Annotated in this window: 12 protein-coding genes; 9 read left to right on the top strand and 3 right to left on the bottom strand. The window is 42.7% G+C overall.

The genetic code is table 11. The features are described 5' to 3' along the window. Positions 1 to 53: 53 nt before the first annotated feature. From CQA40_RS02980 to CQA40_RS03020, 9 genes are all read left to right on the top strand, one after another. Entirely contained in the window at positions 54 to 1,976 is a 1,923-nt protein-coding gene (locus CQA40_RS02980; RefSeq protein ID WP_115519477.1) for a glucosyltransferase domain-containing protein, read from the top strand. A 37-nt stretch (positions 1,977 to 2,013) separates the two neighbouring features. Further along, a complete protein-coding gene (gap, locus tag CQA40_RS02985) occupies positions 2,014 to 3,000 on the top strand; it encodes a type I glyceraldehyde-3-phosphate dehydrogenase (protein ID WP_115519478.1) in 987 nt (328 codons plus the stop codon). A 146-nt stretch (positions 3,001 to 3,146) separates the two neighbouring features. Then, the gene (locus tag CQA40_RS02990) at positions 3,147 to 4,592 is read left to right on the top strand and encodes a glucose-6-phosphate isomerase (protein ID WP_115519479.1); all 1,446 of its coding nucleotides are present in this window, start codon (positions 3,147 to 3,149) and stop codon (positions 4,590 to 4,592) included. A gap of 18 nt (positions 4,593 to 4,610) precedes the next feature. Further along, positions 4,611 to 5,204, top strand: a complete 594-nt coding sequence (locus CQA40_RS02995; RefSeq protein WP_115519480.1) for a phosphatidylglycerophosphatase A — start codon at positions 4,611 to 4,613, stop codon at positions 5,202 to 5,204. An 82-nt stretch (positions 5,205 to 5,286) separates the two neighbouring features. After that, positions 5,287 to 8,262, top strand: a complete 2,976-nt coding sequence (alaS, locus tag CQA40_RS03000) for an alanine--tRNA ligase (RefSeq protein ID WP_115519481.1) — start codon at positions 5,287 to 5,289, stop codon at positions 8,260 to 8,262. 534 nt (positions 8,263 to 8,796) lie between these two features. Next, positions 8,797 to 10,896 carry a methionine--tRNA ligase gene (gene metG / locus CQA40_RS03005; RefSeq protein ID WP_115519482.1) on the top strand — a complete coding sequence of 700 codons (2,100 nt, stop codon included), beginning with the start codon at positions 8,797 to 8,799 and terminating at the stop codon, positions 10,894 to 10,896. Next, positions 10,896 to 12,149, top strand: coding sequence for a hypothetical protein (locus tag CQA40_RS03010; protein WP_115519483.1), 1,254 nt, complete (start codon positions 10,896 to 10,898; stop codon positions 12,147 to 12,149). The genes metG and CQA40_RS03010 overlap by 1 nt, the downstream gene beginning before the upstream one ends. A 64-nt stretch (positions 12,150 to 12,213) precedes the next feature. Then, entirely contained in the window at positions 12,214 to 13,080 is an 867-nt protein-coding gene (locus tag CQA40_RS03015) for a DUF559 domain-containing protein (RefSeq protein WP_115519484.1), read from the top strand. After that, on the top strand, positions 13,077 to 14,501 hold the full coding sequence (locus CQA40_RS03020; protein WP_181882807.1) for a 3'-5' exonuclease: 1,425 nt from the start codon (positions 13,077 to 13,079) through the stop codon (positions 14,499 to 14,501). Before CQA40_RS03015 ends, CQA40_RS03020 begins: the two co-directional genes overlap by 4 nt. A 24-nt stretch (positions 14,502 to 14,525) precedes the next feature. Here CQA40_RS03020 and CQA40_RS03025 read toward each other — a convergent pair whose 3' ends face one another. From CQA40_RS03025 to CQA40_RS03035, 3 genes are read right to left on the bottom strand one after another with little or no spacing between them, the layout of a single operon-like run. Continuing rightward, positions 14,526 to 15,857, bottom strand: a complete 1,332-nt coding sequence (locus CQA40_RS03025; protein ID WP_115519486.1) for a UDP-glucose/GDP-mannose dehydrogenase family protein — start codon at positions 15,855 to 15,857, stop codon at positions 14,526 to 14,528. A 27-nt stretch (positions 15,858 to 15,884) separates the two neighbouring features. Continuing rightward, positions 15,885 to 16,847, bottom strand: a complete 963-nt coding sequence (locus CQA40_RS03030) for a UDP-glucuronic acid decarboxylase family protein (protein WP_115519487.1) — start codon at positions 16,845 to 16,847, stop codon at positions 15,885 to 15,887. A gap of 37 nt (positions 16,848 to 16,884) precedes the next feature. Beyond that, complete coding sequence (locus CQA40_RS03035) at positions 16,885 to 18,552, bottom strand: FAD-dependent oxidoreductase (RefSeq protein WP_115519488.1); 1,668 nt, start codon at positions 18,550 to 18,552, stop codon at positions 16,885 to 16,887. Positions 18,553 to 18,562: the final 10 nt, after the last annotated feature.

Here is an 18,562-nt window from a genome sequence, read left to right on the forward strand (position 1 = left end):
GTAGCTTTGCACAAAAAGCACGCACAAGTAAGCGTGAAAATAAAGGATAAAAGATGAATACAAATGCTTCTATTACTTCTACTAGCCCTACTAGCCATTTGAATGATAAGCAAAATCCCAAAAATGCTAAAAAAGGGCTTTTATCAATGGCTTTTTTAAAAGTTCCAACGCTTCTTTCTCAAGTCTTTAGCGAGTTTCGCACCGCTAGCCTAGCACTTTTTCAGACGCAGGGGTTTTGGAAATATTTTTTAATCGCTTTTTCTGTGTATCTGCTTGGGATTTTGAGTCTTATCCGCGCTGATGTGTATTATATCGATGATTTGGGGAGGGCGGCGATTGGCTATAAGGAGTGGGATAATTTCTCACGCTATATTAGCTGGTTTCTCTCTACGCCTATGCATATGAGCACTACGCTAAGTGATATTGCGCCTTTGACACAGCTTGTGGCGATTGCGTTTCTTAGCTTTGCTTCTGTGATACTTGTGTGGAGTGTGCGCGAAATCATTTGGAAAAACGAGGATAGACTATGGGAATCTAGCGAGATTCCTTATAAAAAGCGGCTAACCGTGCTTGGCATCATCGCTTCGATTCCTATCGGGCTATCGCCTTATTTTTTAGAAGAGCTATCTTTTCGATTTGATTCGCCATATATGGCGTTGTCTGTGCTTTTTAGCGTGATACCATTTGTATTTATCCACCATATCAAAGCCTATATTCCTGTGAGTTTTCTTTGCTCACTTGGTATGTGTATGACTTATCAAGCAAGTAGTGGGATAGAGATTATTTTGGTGTCGTTTTTTGCATTTCTTATGCTAAATCAAACCAACGCTGGAATCAAAAAGACGCTTATTTTTGTATGTGTGTCTATGTGCTGCTACTTGCTTGCACTTGGGGTGTTTAAGCTATTTATTATGCATCCATTTGCACACGACCAAGCAAGCACAGAGATGTATCATCTAGGCGACTTAGCAAGTGGGGTGCTAAAAAATATCATTGTGTATGTGGGGTATTTGTGGAATGACTTTGGGTGGAGTGGGATAAAAATCTGCTTTTTTGGATTGCTAGGGTTTTTTGTGCTCTCTAGCATATATCAAGCAAGGGTAAATAAAGCCATTTCAGCCCTGCTAGCTCTTGGTGTGCTTGCTATTGGGATTGTCTTTTCTTATGGGACATACTTGGTGCTAGTAGAGCCGTTGACGCGTCCTAGAGCGTTTATCGGTATAGGCGTGTTTAGCGCGACTATAAGCGTGTATGTGGTAAGCGCGTGGAGAGGCTGGGCGCACAAGCGTGAGGAAGTGGCGAGGGCAAATAGCGGGAATCTCATCACTAGAAATGTGCCTCAAAGGGTGTTTTTTGTGTTTAGTGCGATTGTGGCTGGATTTTTCTCGTGGTCGCTTGTGGTGTTTGCAAACTCTTATGGCAACGCACTTGCAGCCCAAGATAAGTATCTTGATTTTCGTTTCACGCTATTGCTAAATGATTTGGTAAATTCTGTGCCAAAAAAGGCAGCAGACTACCAAGACTACCTCTATCGCATAAAAGGGTGGGTAACAGCCGCTCCAATCGTAGAAAACTCCTCAAAAGATAACCGCATAATGAAGCGACTTGTGGATATTACTGATAGCAAGTATTGGGTAAGAATGGCGATGAAGCACTATGGATGGGGAGATGTGCCCGAATCTCAAGTCTTTGTAACCCCTGATAATGAAGACCACCAAAAGCTAGCTGAAAATCCCCACTGTATCCCCGAATCTGCAGGGAGACTACTAAAGCGCGTAAGCAATATCTATCATCAAATCGATGTCTATCCTCGTTGCACGATTATCGAGTTTAAGGGCAAGGAGCGGTATCTACACGAATACAGAGAAGAGCTAAAAATGCAAGAGGAGCAAAAGCTAGAAGAGCAAAGGCTTGAGGAAGAAAAAGCCAAAAAAGAACAAGCACAAAAAAATGCAAAAAAGCAAGCTAAAAAATAGCCATAGCATTTTATACAACGATTAAGGAGAGCAAGTAATGAAAAAAGTAGCCATAAATGGCACGGGCAGAATCGGGCTTTGCACAGCGCGTATCATAGGGGTGCGTGATGATGTCGAGCTAGTGGGGCTAAACACCACCGCAGATATTGATACACTCTTGCATTTGCTGAAGTATGATTCTATTCATCGCAGATACGATGCTGAAAAAATCGATGAAAATCATCTACGAATCGGCAAATCAAAAAAGGTAAGAATCCTAAGCGATAGAGACCCTAAAAATGTGGATTTTTCTTCGCTAGGAGCGCAGGGCGTGATAGAGTGCACAGGCAAGTTTAACTCGCTTGAAAAGTCAAGCGTGCATTTGCGAGATAACATAAAGCGCGTAATCATCTCTGCCCCCGCAGAATCAACACCTACTTTTGTCTATGGGGTAAATCACACAGACTACAAAGGAGAGGAAGTCATCTCAAATGCCTCTTGCACGACAAACGCGCTAGCCCCCATAGCAAAGGTGCTACACAAAAAGTTTGGCATAGAATCTGCGCTGATGACAACCGTGCATAGCTATACAAATGACCAAAATGTGCTTGATGTCAAGCATAAAGACATTCGCCGTGCGCGTGCGTGTGCGCTAAATATTATCCCTACTAGCTCGGGTGCGGCTAAAGCTGTGGGGCTAGTTATCCCCGAGTTAGCGGGCAAGTTTAATGGATTTGCTGTGCGTGTGCCTACACCTGATGTGAGCTTGGTGGATTTGAGCGCAAATCTATCTGTGGAAGTGAGTGCAGAGGAGATAAATGAAGCCTTTAGGCACGCTCAAACTTGCGTGATGAAAGACATAATCTATGTCGATGAGGAAAAATGCGTCTCAAGTGATTTTATCGGCTCGCCATATAGTGCGATAATCGTGCCTGATAAAACGCTAGCAATAGGCAAGAGTGTCAAAGTACTTGCGTGGTATGACAATGAAATGGGGTATTCTACGCGGCTTGTGGATATGGCTGTGTGGGCATTGTCGCATTAGATTTGCGCTAGATAAGTGGGGTTTTGGCAAATTGTGCTAGGTTTGCGTGCTAAGTTTGCGCTAGATTTTGTGGCTTGGTATAAAGGTAGCAAGTAGTTTGTTTAGGCGGGTTTAAGCCACTCTGGCGTTAAAAGTAAAGGAGCTTTATGCTAAGTTTTGGATATGATTTTTATGATTCTTGCGCTTCTTGCTATACTTGTGGCGATGAGATTTTTGACAAAGTGCAACGTGAGCGCGAAAAGGGTGTAAGTGGGTATTATGCACTGCCTTTTGAGAATCGTGCTTGTGAGGATTTGGCGGGGTTTGTCTCAAAAAATGAGGAGCTACTTACCCACATAGAAAATCTCGTCCTTATCGGTGTGGGTGGAAGCTCACTTGGAGCAAAGGCGATTCATCATCTACTACGATATGCACCTCTCTCAAGCCAAAATCCACAAACTCAAGCGCAATCCACAAATCAACCTGCAAGCGCGAAATCTCAAACAAAATCCACAAATCAAGGAAAAAATGAAAAGGCTACATCTCACAAAAAAGCCCCAAAAATACATTTTTTGGAGCATACAGACGCGCTTAGTATCCCTCACATTCTCTCAAAAATCACACTAGATTCTACGCTGTTTATTGCGATTTCTAAGTCTGGTGGCACGATTGAAACTTCTAGCTTGCTAAAGTATGTCATTGATAGGTTTTGCTTACTAGATTCTAGCGAGGGCAAATCGCACTTGCTTTGCATAACCGATGAGGGCTCTGCGTTGCAGAGTTTTGCCAAAAAAGAGGGGGTAGAGTGCATAAGCATAGCACCTAGCGTGGGAGGGAGATTTTCTGTGCTTAGTGCGGTGGGGCTTGTCCCGCTTGGACTTTTGGGCTATGACATAGCACAGATATTGCGCGGAGCTAGGGAGTTTATGGAGAGATTTTTTGCGCGAAAAGAGGAGCATATTTTGACAAAAGCGTCCTTTTTGGCAAAGAACTATGAGTGCTATCCCATTACTACGCTTTTTTCTTACTCAAGCATTTTTAGGGAATTTAACGCGTGGTTTGTGCAGCTGTGGGGGGAGAGTCTAGGCAAAATAGACAAAGAGGGCAAGCGTGTAGGGCTAAGCCCTGTGGGGCTTATAGGGAGCATAGACCAGCACTCATTTTTGCAGCTAATCATCGAGGGCAGGGCGGATAAAACCGTAACCTTTCTTTGCGTGTCCCCCACTGCCCTGCCAAGTAGCCCTAAGATTCCGCTTCTTAGTTTGCATTCTTTAGAATCTAGCGATTTTGTAAATGGCGTGGAGTTTGCAGAACTGCTTGATAGGCAGAGATTAGCCACTTTTCAATCGCTTGAAAATCTGCAATATGAGGGGGTTGAATCTAATATAAAATCTAGCAAGGAGCAAGCTAGCGTGAAATCTAAAGAGATTTTGTCAAAAATCCCGCTAGATTCTATCGTGCTAAATGAACTAAGCGAGCGTAGCGTAGGTGCGCTAATAGCGTATTTTGAGCTACTTACTTCAGCAGTTGGGTGCGCTCTAGATATAGACACTTACAATCAGCCCGGTGTAGAGCTTGGCAAGGTTTTGCTAAAAAAGGGCTTTTCCAAATAATCTCTAAAAAGAGGGCAAATGCAAGAGAGCAACAATCAGCAAGAAAACAACCAACAAAACAACGATTCTAGCCCAAAACCTGCGAATTTCTCAAACCTAGCAAATCTCGCTCAAATCGCGTTTTTGAGTGTGCTTTGGGTAGGCAAATGTCCTAAGGCAAGTGGGACTATGGGCTCTATCGCAGGTGTGGCACTAGGCTTGCCGATACTTTATCTCTCTTCCCAAACGCTATTTTTGCTCTCTGTTTTTGTGGGGTTATTTGCCATAAAGCAAGTCAATATATACGAAGCGCGAAATGAGGGCAAAGAGGGCTTTAGCCACGATGAGGGCTGGATAGTCATTGATGAGGTGGTGGGCGTGTGGATTGCACTATCTATCGCTTGCTTTGGCGAGGTAAGTGCTATTGGTGTGGGGAGTGCGTTTGTGCTTTTTCGCGTGTTTGATATATGGAAGCCTTCTCTCATAGGCAAAATCGATAGGGAAGCAAAAGGTGGGCTAGGCGTAGTAGGAGATGACGCGCTAGCAGGGATAATCGCAGGGCTAGCTAGCCTTGTAGTGATAGAGGTGTTTGGATATTTGGTGGGCTTTTATAGGGATTTTGGAGGATTTTGAGAGTAGATAGCGCGTATTTTAGGGCAGGTGGAACGATTATTGATTATTGATTAAAAAAATATCGACAATTAAAAGGTTTTTTATGGCTGATGACATTCGAGGGTTGTTTTTGGACTTTTTTGCCAAAAAGCAGGGCAAAATAGCAAGCACACAAGGCACAAACACTGCACGCGACAAGGGAAGTGCAAGTGCAAGCAAAGCAGACGCTAATGCAAGCCAAGTAGAAAATAGGGCAAGCAAAGCGGGCAATAGCGCGGATTCTTTGACGAGTGATTGCGCTAGTGGCGAGGCTAATGGAGGCGGTGGAGGCAGTAGCGCGGATTTTAGTGGGCATAAGGTGTATGATTCTATGCCTTTAGTGCCCGATGATGCGAGCTTGCTTTTTACCAACGCGGGAATGGTGCAATTTAAAGACATTTTCACAGGCAAGATTCCCACGCCCACGCCTCCTCGTGCGACTAGCTCGCAGCTTTGCATTCGCGCGGGTGGCAAGCACAATGACTTAGAAAATGTCGGCTACACGGCGCGACACCACACGCTTTTTGAGATGCTTGGCAACTTTAGCTTTGGGGATTATTTCAAGCGCGAGGCAATAGCGTATGCGTGGGAGTTTGTAACGGAGGTGCTAAAGTTTGATAAAAGCCTTTTGTATGTAACGATTCACAAAAGCGATGATGAGGCTTACGAGCTGTGGCAGGAGCATATAGAGCCTAGTCGTATAAAAAGAATGGGCGATAAGGATAACTTCTGGCAAATGGGCGATACAGGACCTTGCGGACCTTGTAGCGAAATCTACATAGACCAAGGGGAGAAGTTTTTTCATAGCAGTGAGGATTATTTCGGTGGCGAGGGCGATAGGTTTTTAGAGATTTGGAATCTTGTCTTTATGCAGTATGAGCGCGACAAGCAGGGCAATCTAACGCCCCTGCCACGCCCAAGTATCGACACAGGAATGGGACTAGAGCGCGTGTATGCGCTAAAAGAGGGGAAAATCAACAACTATGATACTTCGCTTTTCGCCCCGCTAATGAGGAAAATCGAGCAACTTACAGGGCAAAAATATGTGCGTGATGATGAGATTTCAGAATCTAGAGGCGTTAATGAGGTAAAATCCAAGCACGGTAGTGGAGCGCAAAGTGCGCAAGCGAGCTTCCGCGTAATCGCTGACCACGCGCGAAGTGTGGCGTTTTTGCTCGCGCAAGGGGTGAATTTTGATAAAGAGGGGCGAGGCTATGTGCTGCGTAGAATCTTGCGCCGAGCGGTGCGACACGGCTACTTGCTTGGGCTAAAAAAGCCTTTTTTGTGCGAAGTGGTGGGCGAAGTGTGCGAATCTATGGGCGCGCATTATGGCTACTTGCTAGAGCGCAAGGGCGCGATAATGGAGCAGTGCAGGGCGGAGGAAGCGCGGTTTTTTGAAACCATTGACGCGGGAATGGAGCTTTTTAGCACGGAGTTTGAGAAGCTACAAAAATCAAGTAAAAAAGGCGCGGGCAAAACGGACGAGAGCAAAAATAGTGAGAGCAAAAAAGGCGCGGGACTTTTTAGTGGGGAAGTGGCGTTTAAGCTCTATGATACTTATGGATTCCCGTTTGATTTGACGCAAGATATGTTGCGCGAGAGTGCTATGGAGGTGGATTTGAGTGCGTTTGATAAATGTATGGAGGCGCAAAAATCCCGCTCTAAAGCAAGCTGGAAAGGCAGTGGCGATGAAGCAAAAGAGGGCGATTTTAACGCGCTTTTGAGTGAATTTGGCGAAAATGAATTTGTGGGCTATGAGAAAGATTGTGCCAAAAGCAAGATTTTGGCTTTGCTTGATACAAATTATAGACGCATTGAAGTGCTTAATGGCGATGGATATATTTTCTTAGATTCAACCCCGCTTTATGCGGAGGGTGGCGGTCCTGTGGGCGATAGTGGCGAGATTTTTATAAAGGGCAAAAAAGTCGCAAATGTCATTTATACCAAAAAATATTTTGGGCTAAATATCAGCGAGATTAGCACGAGTAGCGAACTCAAAGTAGGCGATATTGTGGAAGTTAAAGTTAGCCCAAATCGCCTTGAAATCGCTAAGCACCACAGCGCGACACATTTACTCCACCTTGCGCTAAGGCAGATTTTGGGCTTACATATCGCCCAAGCAGGAAGTCTCGTAGAATCCACCCGCTTGCGCTTTGACTTCTCTCACCCAAAGGCACTAAGTAGCGAGGAACTAAGCCAAATCCAAGATTTTGTCAATGAGCGCATTTGGGAGGGCAACGCCCAGCAGTGCGAAATAATGCCAATAGATGAGGCAAAGGCTAAGGGGGCGTGCGCGCTATTTGGCGAGAAGTATGGCGAGCGCGTGCGTGTGGTTAGCTTTGGGGAGTCTATGGAGCTGTGCGGGGGGATTCATTGTGCCAATAGCGCGGATATTGGGAGCTTTTATATCACAAAAGAAAGTGGGGTAAGCTCTGGGGTGCGCAGAATCGAAGCGGTGTGTGGCAAAGCGGGCTATGAGTATGCCAAAAACGCGCTCAATGAAGCAAAAGAAGCAAGGCTCGCACTTAAAAGCAATGACTTGCTAGGCGCGATAACTAAGCTCAAGGCAAATGCAAAAAACGCCAAAAAAGCCACGCCCACAAGCCCCAAAAACTTGCAAGCACAGCAAGTAAATGGCGTTAGCCTAATCGTGCAGAGCTTTGAAGAAGTAAGCATAGACGCGCTTAAAGAAATGGTGGATAACGCCAAAAACGCGCATAAACGCGTGGCTATAATGCTTTTTGGGCTAAATGAGGGGCGCATAGACATAGTCGCGGGCGTGAAAGAAGCAAACTTAAAGGCTGGCGCGTGGGTAAAGCAAATCGCGCAAATGCTAGGGGGCAATGGCGGGGGCAGAGATGACTTCGCTCAAGCGGGAGTGAAAATCGAGGTCGCAAAGGCAAATGGCGGGGATTGTGGGGATAGCAGTGGGGCGGATTGTCGCGGTGCAAGCTCTAGTGGAGTGGATTTTGGCGCATTAGGCTCTAAAATCAGCAACGCGCTAGAGGAAGCAAAAGGGATTGCAAAGGCAGGGTTGTAGTCAAGGGTGCAAATCAAAGGGTGCAATAGAGGGGGCTTGCAAGAGTGGGTTTGTAAGTTTTGTGGGAGTTGGAAGTCAAAAGTTTGCAACACACAAATTTTGCAAAAGCAAGCAAGCAAGAAAATAACTTAAAAGCCAAGAAAATAATTTAGCAAGTAAGGTAGATGTAAAGATTTTGCATAAGGTGCTAAAGATTTATAATAAATCTAGTCTGCACGACTAACTATCTGCAAATAGCCAACTAAGCCCCTAGCCATTATGCGTGTAAATGATTTTTTGTTGATAGTTAAGATTTGCACTTTAAGTTTATCGCTTTAAAAATTTATCTATCAAACCCCTTATCAAAATCTATGCTTGACTAAAAAATTTGTTTGCATTAGGTTTTGCCCTATTTTGCTAGACTTGTTTTGGGCTAGGCTTGGTATTTTGCATATTTAGGTAATTTTTAGTAATTTATCATTATAATATGCGACTATTTCATTAAGCGATTCTTGTCCACACAAAGCAGATTAAAATCTCCTCATAAGGATATAAATGCCAAAGACTTCAACCACTTCAAGCAATAAAGACATAAAATCCCTCATCACTACGCCTATATACTATGTCAATGATGTCCCTCATATCGGGCATACATACTCTACTATCATCGCTGATATGCTAAAAAAATACAAGTGGCTAAGGGGTGAAGATGTGTTTTTGCTTACAGGTACAGATGAGCACGGGCAAAAAATCGAACTTTCTGCCAAAGCAAAGGGCAAGACGCCTAAGCAATATGCAGATGAGATAAGCTCCAAATTCCGTGATTTGTGGGATAGGCTGGGCATTGAGTATGATTATTTCATACGCACCACTGATGAGGGGCACAAAGAAGCTGTGGCAAATGTGTTTGAAGAGATGTGCAAAAATGGAGATGTGTATCTAGGGGAGTATGAGGGGGATTATTGCGTAAGCTGTGAGAGCTACTACACAGGTGTAGAAAATGGCAAATGTCCAGAGTGTCCGGGGGATAAGCCACTTACCAAAATCAAAGAGGAGAGCTACTTTTTTGCGCTATCTCGCTATGAAAAAAGACTGCTTGAGTGGTATAAAAATGGTGTGATATTGCCCATACACAAGCGCAATGAAGTCATAGCTTTTGTAGAGAGTGGGCTAAAAGATTTGTCCATATCGCGCACAAGTTTTGAGTGGGGGATAAAGCTACCAAAAGTAAGTGTAGATGGGAAAACGCCACAAAAAGAACATATTGTGTATGTGTGGCTTGATGCGTTGTTTAATTACCTAAGTGCGCTTGGGTTTTATCAAAAAGAAAAATCTAGCCATAATGATTCTAGCCCAAAATCCACAGACAAAAAGCGATATTGGGAAAATGCTACTCATATCGTTGGCAAAGATATTTTGCGCTTTCACGCGGTGTATTGGCCTGCGTTTTTGATGAGCTTGGGGCTACCTTTGCCTAAGCATATCTATGCGCACGGGTGGTGGCTACGAGATGGGCAAAAGATGAGCAAATCACTTGGCAATGTCATAAATCCTAGCGAGTTTGCCTCTGCTTATGGTATAGAAAATCTGCGATTTTATCTTTTGCGCGAAGCACCATTTGGGCAAGATGGCGACTTTAGCCAAAAGGCATTGGTTGAGCGCATAAATACCGAGCTTAGCAATGATTTGGGTAATCTGCTAAACCGCCTCATAGGGATAAGCGAGAAATACACAAATTTGGAAATACACTTAGGCGGTGATGATTTTTCAAGCAATATTGCACAAGGCTTTGGTGGGCGATATAAGGGCGAGTGGGAGGAAGCAAACGCGATATTTGAGAGCGCGGAGGCAAAAATGGAAGCGGTAAATATCAAGGGCTACATTGAGGATATTTGGAGAGTGCTTCACCTTGCAAATGCAAGTGTGGCTAAATATGAGCCGTGGAATCTATACAAAAATGGCGAGATAGAGGCACTAAATGGGCTTTTGGCATTGCTTGCAAACTTGCTATTGAAAGTTGGATTTATGCTTTTCCCTGTGATGCCAAAGACTACGCAAACTATTGCTAGGGCGTTTGGAGTGGAGATTACGCAGGAGGATTTTAGGCGTTTGGTAGTGGAGAATGTGCCTTTTAGGGATTTGCGCGTGCAAAAAACACCGCCACTTTTTAGCAAAATCGATGGATTGCTTATCGATGAAAACTACGCACTAGAATCAAAAGAAGCCAAACAAGAATCCAAAAATGCGCACGAAAAAAGTAAAAATACCAAAATCACAAGTGCCAAAATCGATGGCGTAGCCACTATGCAAGAAATAGCCAAAGATTCTAGCCAAATCGGCATAGAGGATTTTGCCAAAGTAGACATTCGCGTAGGCGAGATTATATCTTGTGAAGCACTGCCAAAATCCAACAAACTTTTGCGACTAGGGATTGATATGGGGGAGGAAAGCCCTAGAGTGGTGCTCTCTGGCATAGCGCAGTTTTATCGCCCAGATGAGCTTATCGGCAGGCAAGTGTGCGTGGTGGCAAACCTAAAGCCAGCTAAGATTATGGGGGAATTTAGCTATGGAATGATACTTGCTAGCAAAGATGAGAATGGGCTGTCATTGCTTGGCATAGATGGCAAACGCAAAAATGGGAGTAAAGTAAGCTAGTGAGAGTGCTTGAGGCGAGTGAAATCATTTGCGGGGAGCTTATAAATACCCCTGCTATCGGCTCTTTTGAGGGGTTTGCTACAAAGGTAGAAGATGTCAAAAGGGGTGTGCTGTTTTTTGCCCTAGATAGCGATGATATTGACACGGCACTAGAAAAGGGCGCGTTTGGTGTGGTGTTTGATAGCTCTACACAGATGCGCAATGTTGAAATAGCGTGGATAAAGGTGGATAATATCCAAAGCTGTATTTCTCGCTTGGTGCGCTATCTCCTCATTAGCAAAAAGATAGAGATTATCTTGCTTGATGAGATTCAATACGCCATAGCAAAGCAGATAATCCGCGCAAAAGAAGTGCTATTTTTTGATGAATACAAGGGTGGGTTTATATCAGCAAACAACTCTATCAACAATTCTATGAGATTTTCTGTGTGTGAACTGCTTGATGAGATAGTCCAGCAAAATCCCACCAAAATCATCACTTCGCTTGAGGGTATAGCGGATTTGAGCATCGAGGAATACACCACTTGTGTCAATCCACAGCATTTGCCATTTGATATTATCACCCCTCATCAAATCTTTGAATCCAAGTTTTATCACAAGATAAGTGCGTATCAGATTCCACTGCCTGCGGTGTTTTTGCCAGAGCTTGCTGCTGTGGTGGAGCAGCTATGCTTGCGTGAGGGGGAAGAGATAGCGTTTGATATGAGTGATTTTGCACCCATAGAGAAACTACTACCCATAGCACTTTCCCCAGAAGCGAGAATCCTCCCTCTTGGCAAAAGCAACAAAGTCGTAATCTCAACTAATAGTGTGGATATATTTTTGCGCTATGTGCGCTATCTCAAAGAAAACGCGAGGTATGGAGAGCTGGCGTTTTTTGTCCCTAGAATATTAGATGATAAGAGTAAAGAGGTGTTTACGCCTATCCCTTGCGAGGGGGATTCTAGCGAGTATGGTGGGGAGTCTTCTGCCCTGCAGTCGTATTGCAAGGTGGGATTTTGTGTGGAGTATGATAGAGGTGGGGCGCGAAGCGAGGTGGCTAGCGAAAATCCACAAATCGAGGGAAGCGGAGAAAACAAGCAAAATAATGCTAGCGATAAACTAGAAGCGATATGCTATGACTCATCAAATGAGCTACCAAAGCTACTTAAGCTATCAAGGTTTAATTTTGCACTTGTGCTTGGGATTAGCACGGAGGGATTGATTTTTGTGCTAAATGAAGCGAGCAAGGACACTTCACCCGTGCTGTTTTAGTGGATTTGGGTAAGCAAGAACTTTATTTGCTATTTATTGCCGATAAGTCATAGAGAATAGAACAATGCAAGGAGCACCTGACCCCGCTTGCACCATACAAGAACTTAGCCGAGCGATGCGCAACAATCCTACACAAGCAGAAAAAAAACTTTGGCAAGCATTGCGAGGCAAAAAACTAGGATTTGAATTTAGACAGAAATTTGTGATTGATTCTAAATATATTGAGGATTTTGTATGCTTAGAAAAACGGCTTATCATTGAGTGTGCGGAGGACAACACTCAAAGTCCCCTCCCGCAGCACGAGGGGGGTTTGGATTTTTATTTAGAATCACGAAAATTTAGAATCTTGCGCTTTTGTAATAGCGAGATTTTGGGGAATTTGGAGGGTGTTTTGCGTGTGATAAAAGAGGCTTTGGAATCAAGTGAGGATTTTGATAATGCAAAATATACTTGTGAATCTACCCACGCCAAAGCTCCACCCGCAAGAATGGTGTTGACAGATGAGCAAAAACGCATTGTTGATTTAAGCAAGAGTATGGATAAAAATGAGATTTTGGCTATCCAAGCGTGTGCGGGAAGTGGCAAAACCTCGACTTTGGAAGAAATCGCTTTAGCAAATCCTAAACAACGATTCCTCTACCTAGCGTTTAATAAATCTATTGCCACTGAAGCTAGGGAAAAATTCCCAAAAAATGTCGAGGCAAAGACGATACACTCTCTTGCTTTTAATTATGCCAAAATGCACTTAGGAAGCTTTGCTCCGCAAAGCAAGATAAGTATATTTGACTTGGAAAAGTTGATAGAATTTGATTTTGATGAGTCTTATGATTTTGCTTATGGATTAAAAATATTTGAAAATTTTTTAAGAAGCGATAAGACATTTGATAGTGATTTGAGCGGATACAAAACCTCTTCCACCCCCCCCCCTTGAGAGATGAACATTTTATAAAGTTTCTATATGAAGCGACTTTGGAGGGAGCAATCCCGCCAACACGGGATTTTGTAAAAAAATTTTATCAAATTGACAAGAATGTAAAATATGATGATATTGATTTTGATAGTGCGGAAAAATATGCTAGAGCGAGGCTTTGTGAGAAAGTTGGTAATTTTAAGCCGCTAGATAAATTAAATATTTTTAGTTTGTGTGAGGTGTTGCGATTTAAGTGTGGACATAGAGATATTAAAGCAGGCTTGGATAGGTTTAATCGTTTTTTAAAAAGCAAAAAAAGCCTTGATGAAGTAAAAGAGAAAAATGTCGTTAAATATTTATTTCAAGCAACTTTGGAGAAAAAACTCCCCATAACCCACGACTTTTATTTGAAGTATTATCAGTTACAAAAAGATAAGCGATTAGAAGAAAAATATGATTTTATATTGCTTGATGAAGCGCAAGATACAAATGAAATAATGCTTGACATATTTTTAGACAATGATTGTAAAAAAATCTTTGTGGGCGATACATTTCAAAGCATTTATGGGTTTAATGACTCCATAAATGCTTTTGAGATTGTAGAAACAAATCACCACCTTACTTTATCGCAAAGCTTTCGCTGCAAGCAAGAAATACTTGAATATGCTAGCTTTTTCTTAGAAAAGTTTGCAAACAAAGATTTTACAGCTATGAGAAGTGGATTTAGCGGTGATGAGAGAATCACTACTAGGGCGTATATATCACGCACAAATGCGGGAATAGCGCGATTTTTGGTTGATTTGTATAAAAGTGATAGTCCTAAAGAAGAGTATCGCTTACTAAAAAGGGTAGATAGTATTTTTGAGCCTATTTGGGCGATAGTGTATTTTAAATCAAGTCAATTTGATAAGATTCCAAAGCGGTATTCTTACATACAAGATTTTAATGACTTCAAAGAATTAAGAGAATATATCGAGGAAATAGGAGATGTGGAATTGGCACAAGCGATAAAACTTTTAGGGGAGTTTCAAGAGATAGAAATAAGCAAAATCCAAACTCTAGCAGAAGAACTCTATGCAAATAAGAGTGCCAAAAACACCATAACCAATGCTCATCAAAGCAAAGGCTTAGAATTTGATGAGGTGATACTTGGTGGCGACTTTTTTGACTTTAATGATATGTGGCAAGAAGTGCAAATATTAAAAAATATGGAAGCAATATCAGTAGAAAATGAAGCAATATTAAGCGAAATTACACTAAGATTAAGAAATAAAATCAAACAAAAAATCAAACAAAAAATAAAAACACTTCAAGCAGAATTAAATATACTTTATGTAGCTATCACTCGGGCAAAAAAGAGACTTATTGATAAATCATCTAATGCGGAGTTATATGTTGAATGCAACGATTGGTATAATAGTGATGTGTTGATTTTGGAATGACAAGTGTTTTTGGCTTTGTCAAATCTATTTGGAGCGCACGCCGATTTGGTGGTATTCAAAGCCTAGATTTTGCAGACTAAAATGCCGATAAATGTTGCGCCCATCAAAGATGACTTTTTCTTTTAGCTGCTTTGCTATCTCTTCAAAATCTGGGCTTCTAAACTCCCTCCATTCCGTTACTAGCACAAGTGCATTTGCACCCTTAATCGCGCTATATTTATCCTCTGCAAAGACAATAGAATCTAGCACATTTTTTAGATAAAACTTCGCTTGATTGATGGCTTTTGGGTCATAGGCATTTATTTTTGCACCTCTTTTTGCTAGCTCGTTTATCAGCACGAGCGAGCTTGCCTCACGCATATCATCAGTCTCTGGCTTGAAGCTAAGCCCCCACAGCGCAAATACAAATCCGTTTAGATTTTCCCCAAATCGTGCGATGATTTTTTCCACCAAAAGCATTTTTTGAGATTCATTCACACTTTGAACCGCTTGTAAAATGCGCGGTGTGTAGCCATTATCAAGCGCGGTTTTTTCTAGTGCTTTGACATCTTTGGGGAAGCAGCTACCGCCATAGCCACAGCCCGGGTAGATGAAGCTATATCCGATTCGCGAATCTGAGCCTACACCTAGTCGCACATCGTTTATGTCCGCGCCCACGCGCTCACAAATCTGGCTCATCTCGTTTATGAAGCTGATTTTGGTGGCAAGTAGTGAGTTTGCGGCGTATTTTGTCATCTCGGCAGATTCTACGCTCATAGCGATAAATCTATCGCTTTTGACTAAAAATGGCGAGTATAGTGTGCGCATAATTTCTAGGGCTTTTTGCGAACTTGCGCCGATTACCACTCTATCTGGGCTCATAAAGTCTTTTATCGCTACGCCCTCTTTTAGAAACTCTGGATTGCTTATGACATCAAAGTCTATGTCTAAACCGCGCGATTTTAGCTTCTCTTTTATGATAGATTTCACAGATTTTGCAGTGCCAACAGGCACGGTGCTTTTATCTACCACCACGCAATATCCCTCTATAATCTCGCCAATATCCCCCGCCACACTTTGCACAAAGCGCAAATCCGCACTGCCATCATCGCCCATAGGTGTCCCCACAGCGATGAAAATCACTTCAGCATTTTGCAGTGCTTCACGCTTATTTGTCGTGAAGTGGAGTGTGTTTTTGACTTGATTTTCCTTTATCATTTCACTTAAGCCCGGCTCATAGATAGGCACGATGCCTTGCTTTAATTGAGAGATTTTGTCCTCATCTATGTCAAGGCAAATCACAGAGTTGCCATTCTCGGCAAAACAAGCCCCCGCCACAAGCCCTACATATCCACTGCCTACAACTGCGATTTTCATTGGAATCTCCTTTGGGTTTTTATAGCGTTATCGCATTTTTGTGCCATTTTTGGCTAAAAGGTTTTCAAAATACTCTATTGTTTTGACTAGCCCATCTTTTAGTGCGACTTTTGGCTGCCACTCTAGCTCTTTTTTTGCCAAAGCAATGTCTGGTTTGCGCTGTTTGGGGTCATCTTGTGGGAGTGGGTGGAAGATTAGCTTGGATTTGGAGTTGGTTAGGGCTAGGATTTGATTTGCTAGCTCTAGTATGCTGAACTCACTTGGATTGCCTATATTTACAGGTCCTACAAAGTCGGGGCGAGAGTCCATTAGTCGCACCATTCCCTCTATCAAATCATCGACATAGCAAAAACTGCGCGTTTGTGAGCCATCGCCATAAATGCTTATGTCTTTGCCTAGCAATGCTTGAATGACAAAGTTGCTTACCACGCGCCCGTCATTTGGGTGCATTCGCGCTCCGTAGGTGTTAAAGATACGCATTACTTTGATTTGTAAATTGTGCTGTCTATGGTAGTCAAAAAATAGCGTTTCTGCGCATCGTTTGCCCTCATCATAGCACGCCCTTATGCCGATAGGATTCACACAGCCACGGTAAGATTCTACTTGGGGGTGGATTTCTGGGTCGCCATAGACTTCGCTAGTAGAGGCTTGGAGGATTTTTGCTTTGACGCGTTTGGCAAGTCCTAGCATATTGATAGCACCTACTACGGAGGTTTTGGTCGTTTGCACGGGGTCAAACTGATAGTGGATAGGGCTTGCTGGGCAGGCGAGATTGTAAATCTCATCGACTTCCACATACAGCGGGAAAGTAATATCAGCTCGCATAAATTCAAATCTAGGGTGGGCAAGTAAATGAGCGATATTTGCCTTTGTGCCTGTGAAAAGATTATCCACGCAAAGCACTTCATCGCCTCTCTCTATGAGCCTATCGCACAAATGCGAGCCTAAAAATCCCGCCCCACCCGTTACTAGAATCTTTTTGTTTAGCATAGTTGCTCCTTATTATGCTTGAAATAATAGCATAAAATCACACATTTTGTTTTTTGCTTATTTTATTGCCCTCTTGGTAGTCATAGTCTGTGTTTATCTCCCATAGATTTGGATTAGCCCTGCCCAAAATCTTATCAGCACACAAAAGCCCCATTAGTAAGCTATGGTCTTGATTGTTGTATTTAAACGCACCGTTGCGCCCGATGAAATACAAGTCTTTGAAGTCATCTAGCGCATTATAGATTTTACTAAGATTTTGCTTATAGCCTTTCTCATAGACGGGATAGGATTTGTGGATTTTAAGTGCTTGGGTGCGCTTGATTTGGCTAGAGTGTGCCACTAGGTTTGAATCCAGCAAATCTTTCTTTGCGATATTTATGACTTCATCACTGCTTAGATTCCATAGCTTTTCATCATCATTTGCCCAATACTCAAGACATAAAATGCTTTCACTTCTTCCACAGCGCAAGTCTTGCGTCCAATTTGCGAAGTTTGTGATTCTGCCTGTGGCAATATTCTTAGAGTGAACATAAATCCAATTGTCCCTAAAAAGCTTCGTCTTTTGCGCGTTGTCTTTTAGTGATAAATCGGGGAGACTTGCTGTTCGCTTCGGCGATGAACTATCAGTTCTATCTTCTCGCTCACAGCTACGCAACCCCGATTTCTCATCTAAAATACTTCCGCGCTTATTGCTATGTTGTGCAAAATCTGCGCTGGATTGGCTTTGAAAATCATCACAAAATACCTTGCTTTTTTCACGCAATGTTGTTTTTACCGATTGTGAGCTAGTATCTGCTCTAGATTCTGCATTTTTCGTGCAATCCACCTCCACATACACCAAAATCGTGTTGCGAAATTTTAGATTTTGTGCCAAATCTTTAATCGCAGAATCTAGCTCATCTAGGCTTAGCACCATATCCCTAAAAGGCGCGGTTGAAATCACTATATCGCCATATATGTCGCCACCACTCGTGCGAATCCCAATCGCCCTTTTATCCTGCGTGATGATACCATTTACTTCTATATCGCAAAGTATCTCCCCGCCATTTTGCAAAATCTCTTTTGCCATATTTTCATACACCACGCCACAGCCTTTTTTGGGGTAGCTAAACTCATCTACTAAGGTTTTGTGCTTTTTGCTTTTATCACCCACAAACGCGCTTTTGATTGCCTCATAGAGATTTAGCCCTTTTATGCGCTGTCTTGCAAAGTCGCTATCCAAATCCTTGCACTCTATGCCCCAAAGTTTTTGTGTGTAGGACTTAAAAAATATGCTATATAAGCGATAGCCAAAGGCATTTGCCACCCAAGATTCAAAGCTGTTCCCACCAAATGGCTTTATCTTTGCTTTTATAAAGCTAAGCACACAAAGAGTGGATTCTATAATTCCAAGTTTAAAAAGCGCGTCAAATCCGCGTAAGGGATAGTAAAAAAATTTGTTGTTATAAAAAATCCTAGTTAGTCGGCTTACTTTTTCGCTCTCTCCATAAGTGTGCGCACTCCAAAAGTCATTTAGCCGTTTGTCTTTGCTAAAAAATCTATGCGGTCCAATATCTACGATTTGGTCAAACATTTTTAAGGACTTGCTCATACCGCCTACGCTAGATTCTGCCTCATAGATTGCGACTTTATAGCCATTTTGGCTTAGCACTCGCCCTGCGCTTAGTCCAGCCACTCCTGCACCGATGATTAGCACTTTTTTCATTTTGCTTCCT

This window comes from Helicobacter sp. MIT 01-3238 (genome assembly GCF_003364135.1).
Taxonomy (GTDB): Bacteria; Campylobacterota; Campylobacteria; order Campylobacterales; family Helicobacteraceae; genus Helicobacter_B.

Bases quoted from the DNA above. Each gene is read 5' to 3' on its own strand.
- CQA40_RS03025 (WP_115519486.1), bottom strand. From the start codon at position 15,857: ATGAAAATCGCAGTTGTAGGCAGTGGATATGTAGGGCTTGTGGCGGGG.
- CQA40_RS03035 (WP_115519488.1), bottom strand. From the start codon at position 18,552: ATGAAAAAAGTGCTAATCATCGGTGCAGGAGTGGCTGGACTAAGCGCA.
- CQA40_RS03015 (WP_115519484.1), top strand. From the start codon at position 12,214: ATGCAAGGAGCACCTGACCCCGCTTGCACCATACAAGAACTTAGCCGA.
- CQA40_RS03030 (WP_115519487.1), bottom strand. From the start codon at position 16,847: ATGCTAAACAAAAAGATTCTAGTAACGGGTGGGGCGGGATTTTTAGGC.
- CQA40_RS02995 (WP_115519480.1), top strand. From the start codon at position 4,611: ATGCAAGAGAGCAACAATCAGCAAGAAAACAACCAACAAAACAACGAT.
- CQA40_RS02980 (WP_115519477.1), top strand. From the start codon at position 54: ATGAATACAAATGCTTCTATTACTTCTACTAGCCCTACTAGCCATTTG.
- gap (WP_115519478.1), top strand. From the start codon at position 2,014: ATGAAAAAAGTAGCCATAAATGGCACGGGCAGAATCGGGCTTTGCACA.
- metG (WP_115519482.1), top strand. From the start codon at position 8,797: ATGCCAAAGACTTCAACCACTTCAAGCAATAAAGACATAAAATCCCTC.
- CQA40_RS02990 (WP_115519479.1), top strand. From the start codon at position 3,147: ATGCTAAGTTTTGGATATGATTTTTATGATTCTTGCGCTTCTTGCTAT.
- alaS (WP_115519481.1), top strand. From the start codon at position 5,287: ATGGCTGATGACATTCGAGGGTTGTTTTTGGACTTTTTTGCCAAAAAG.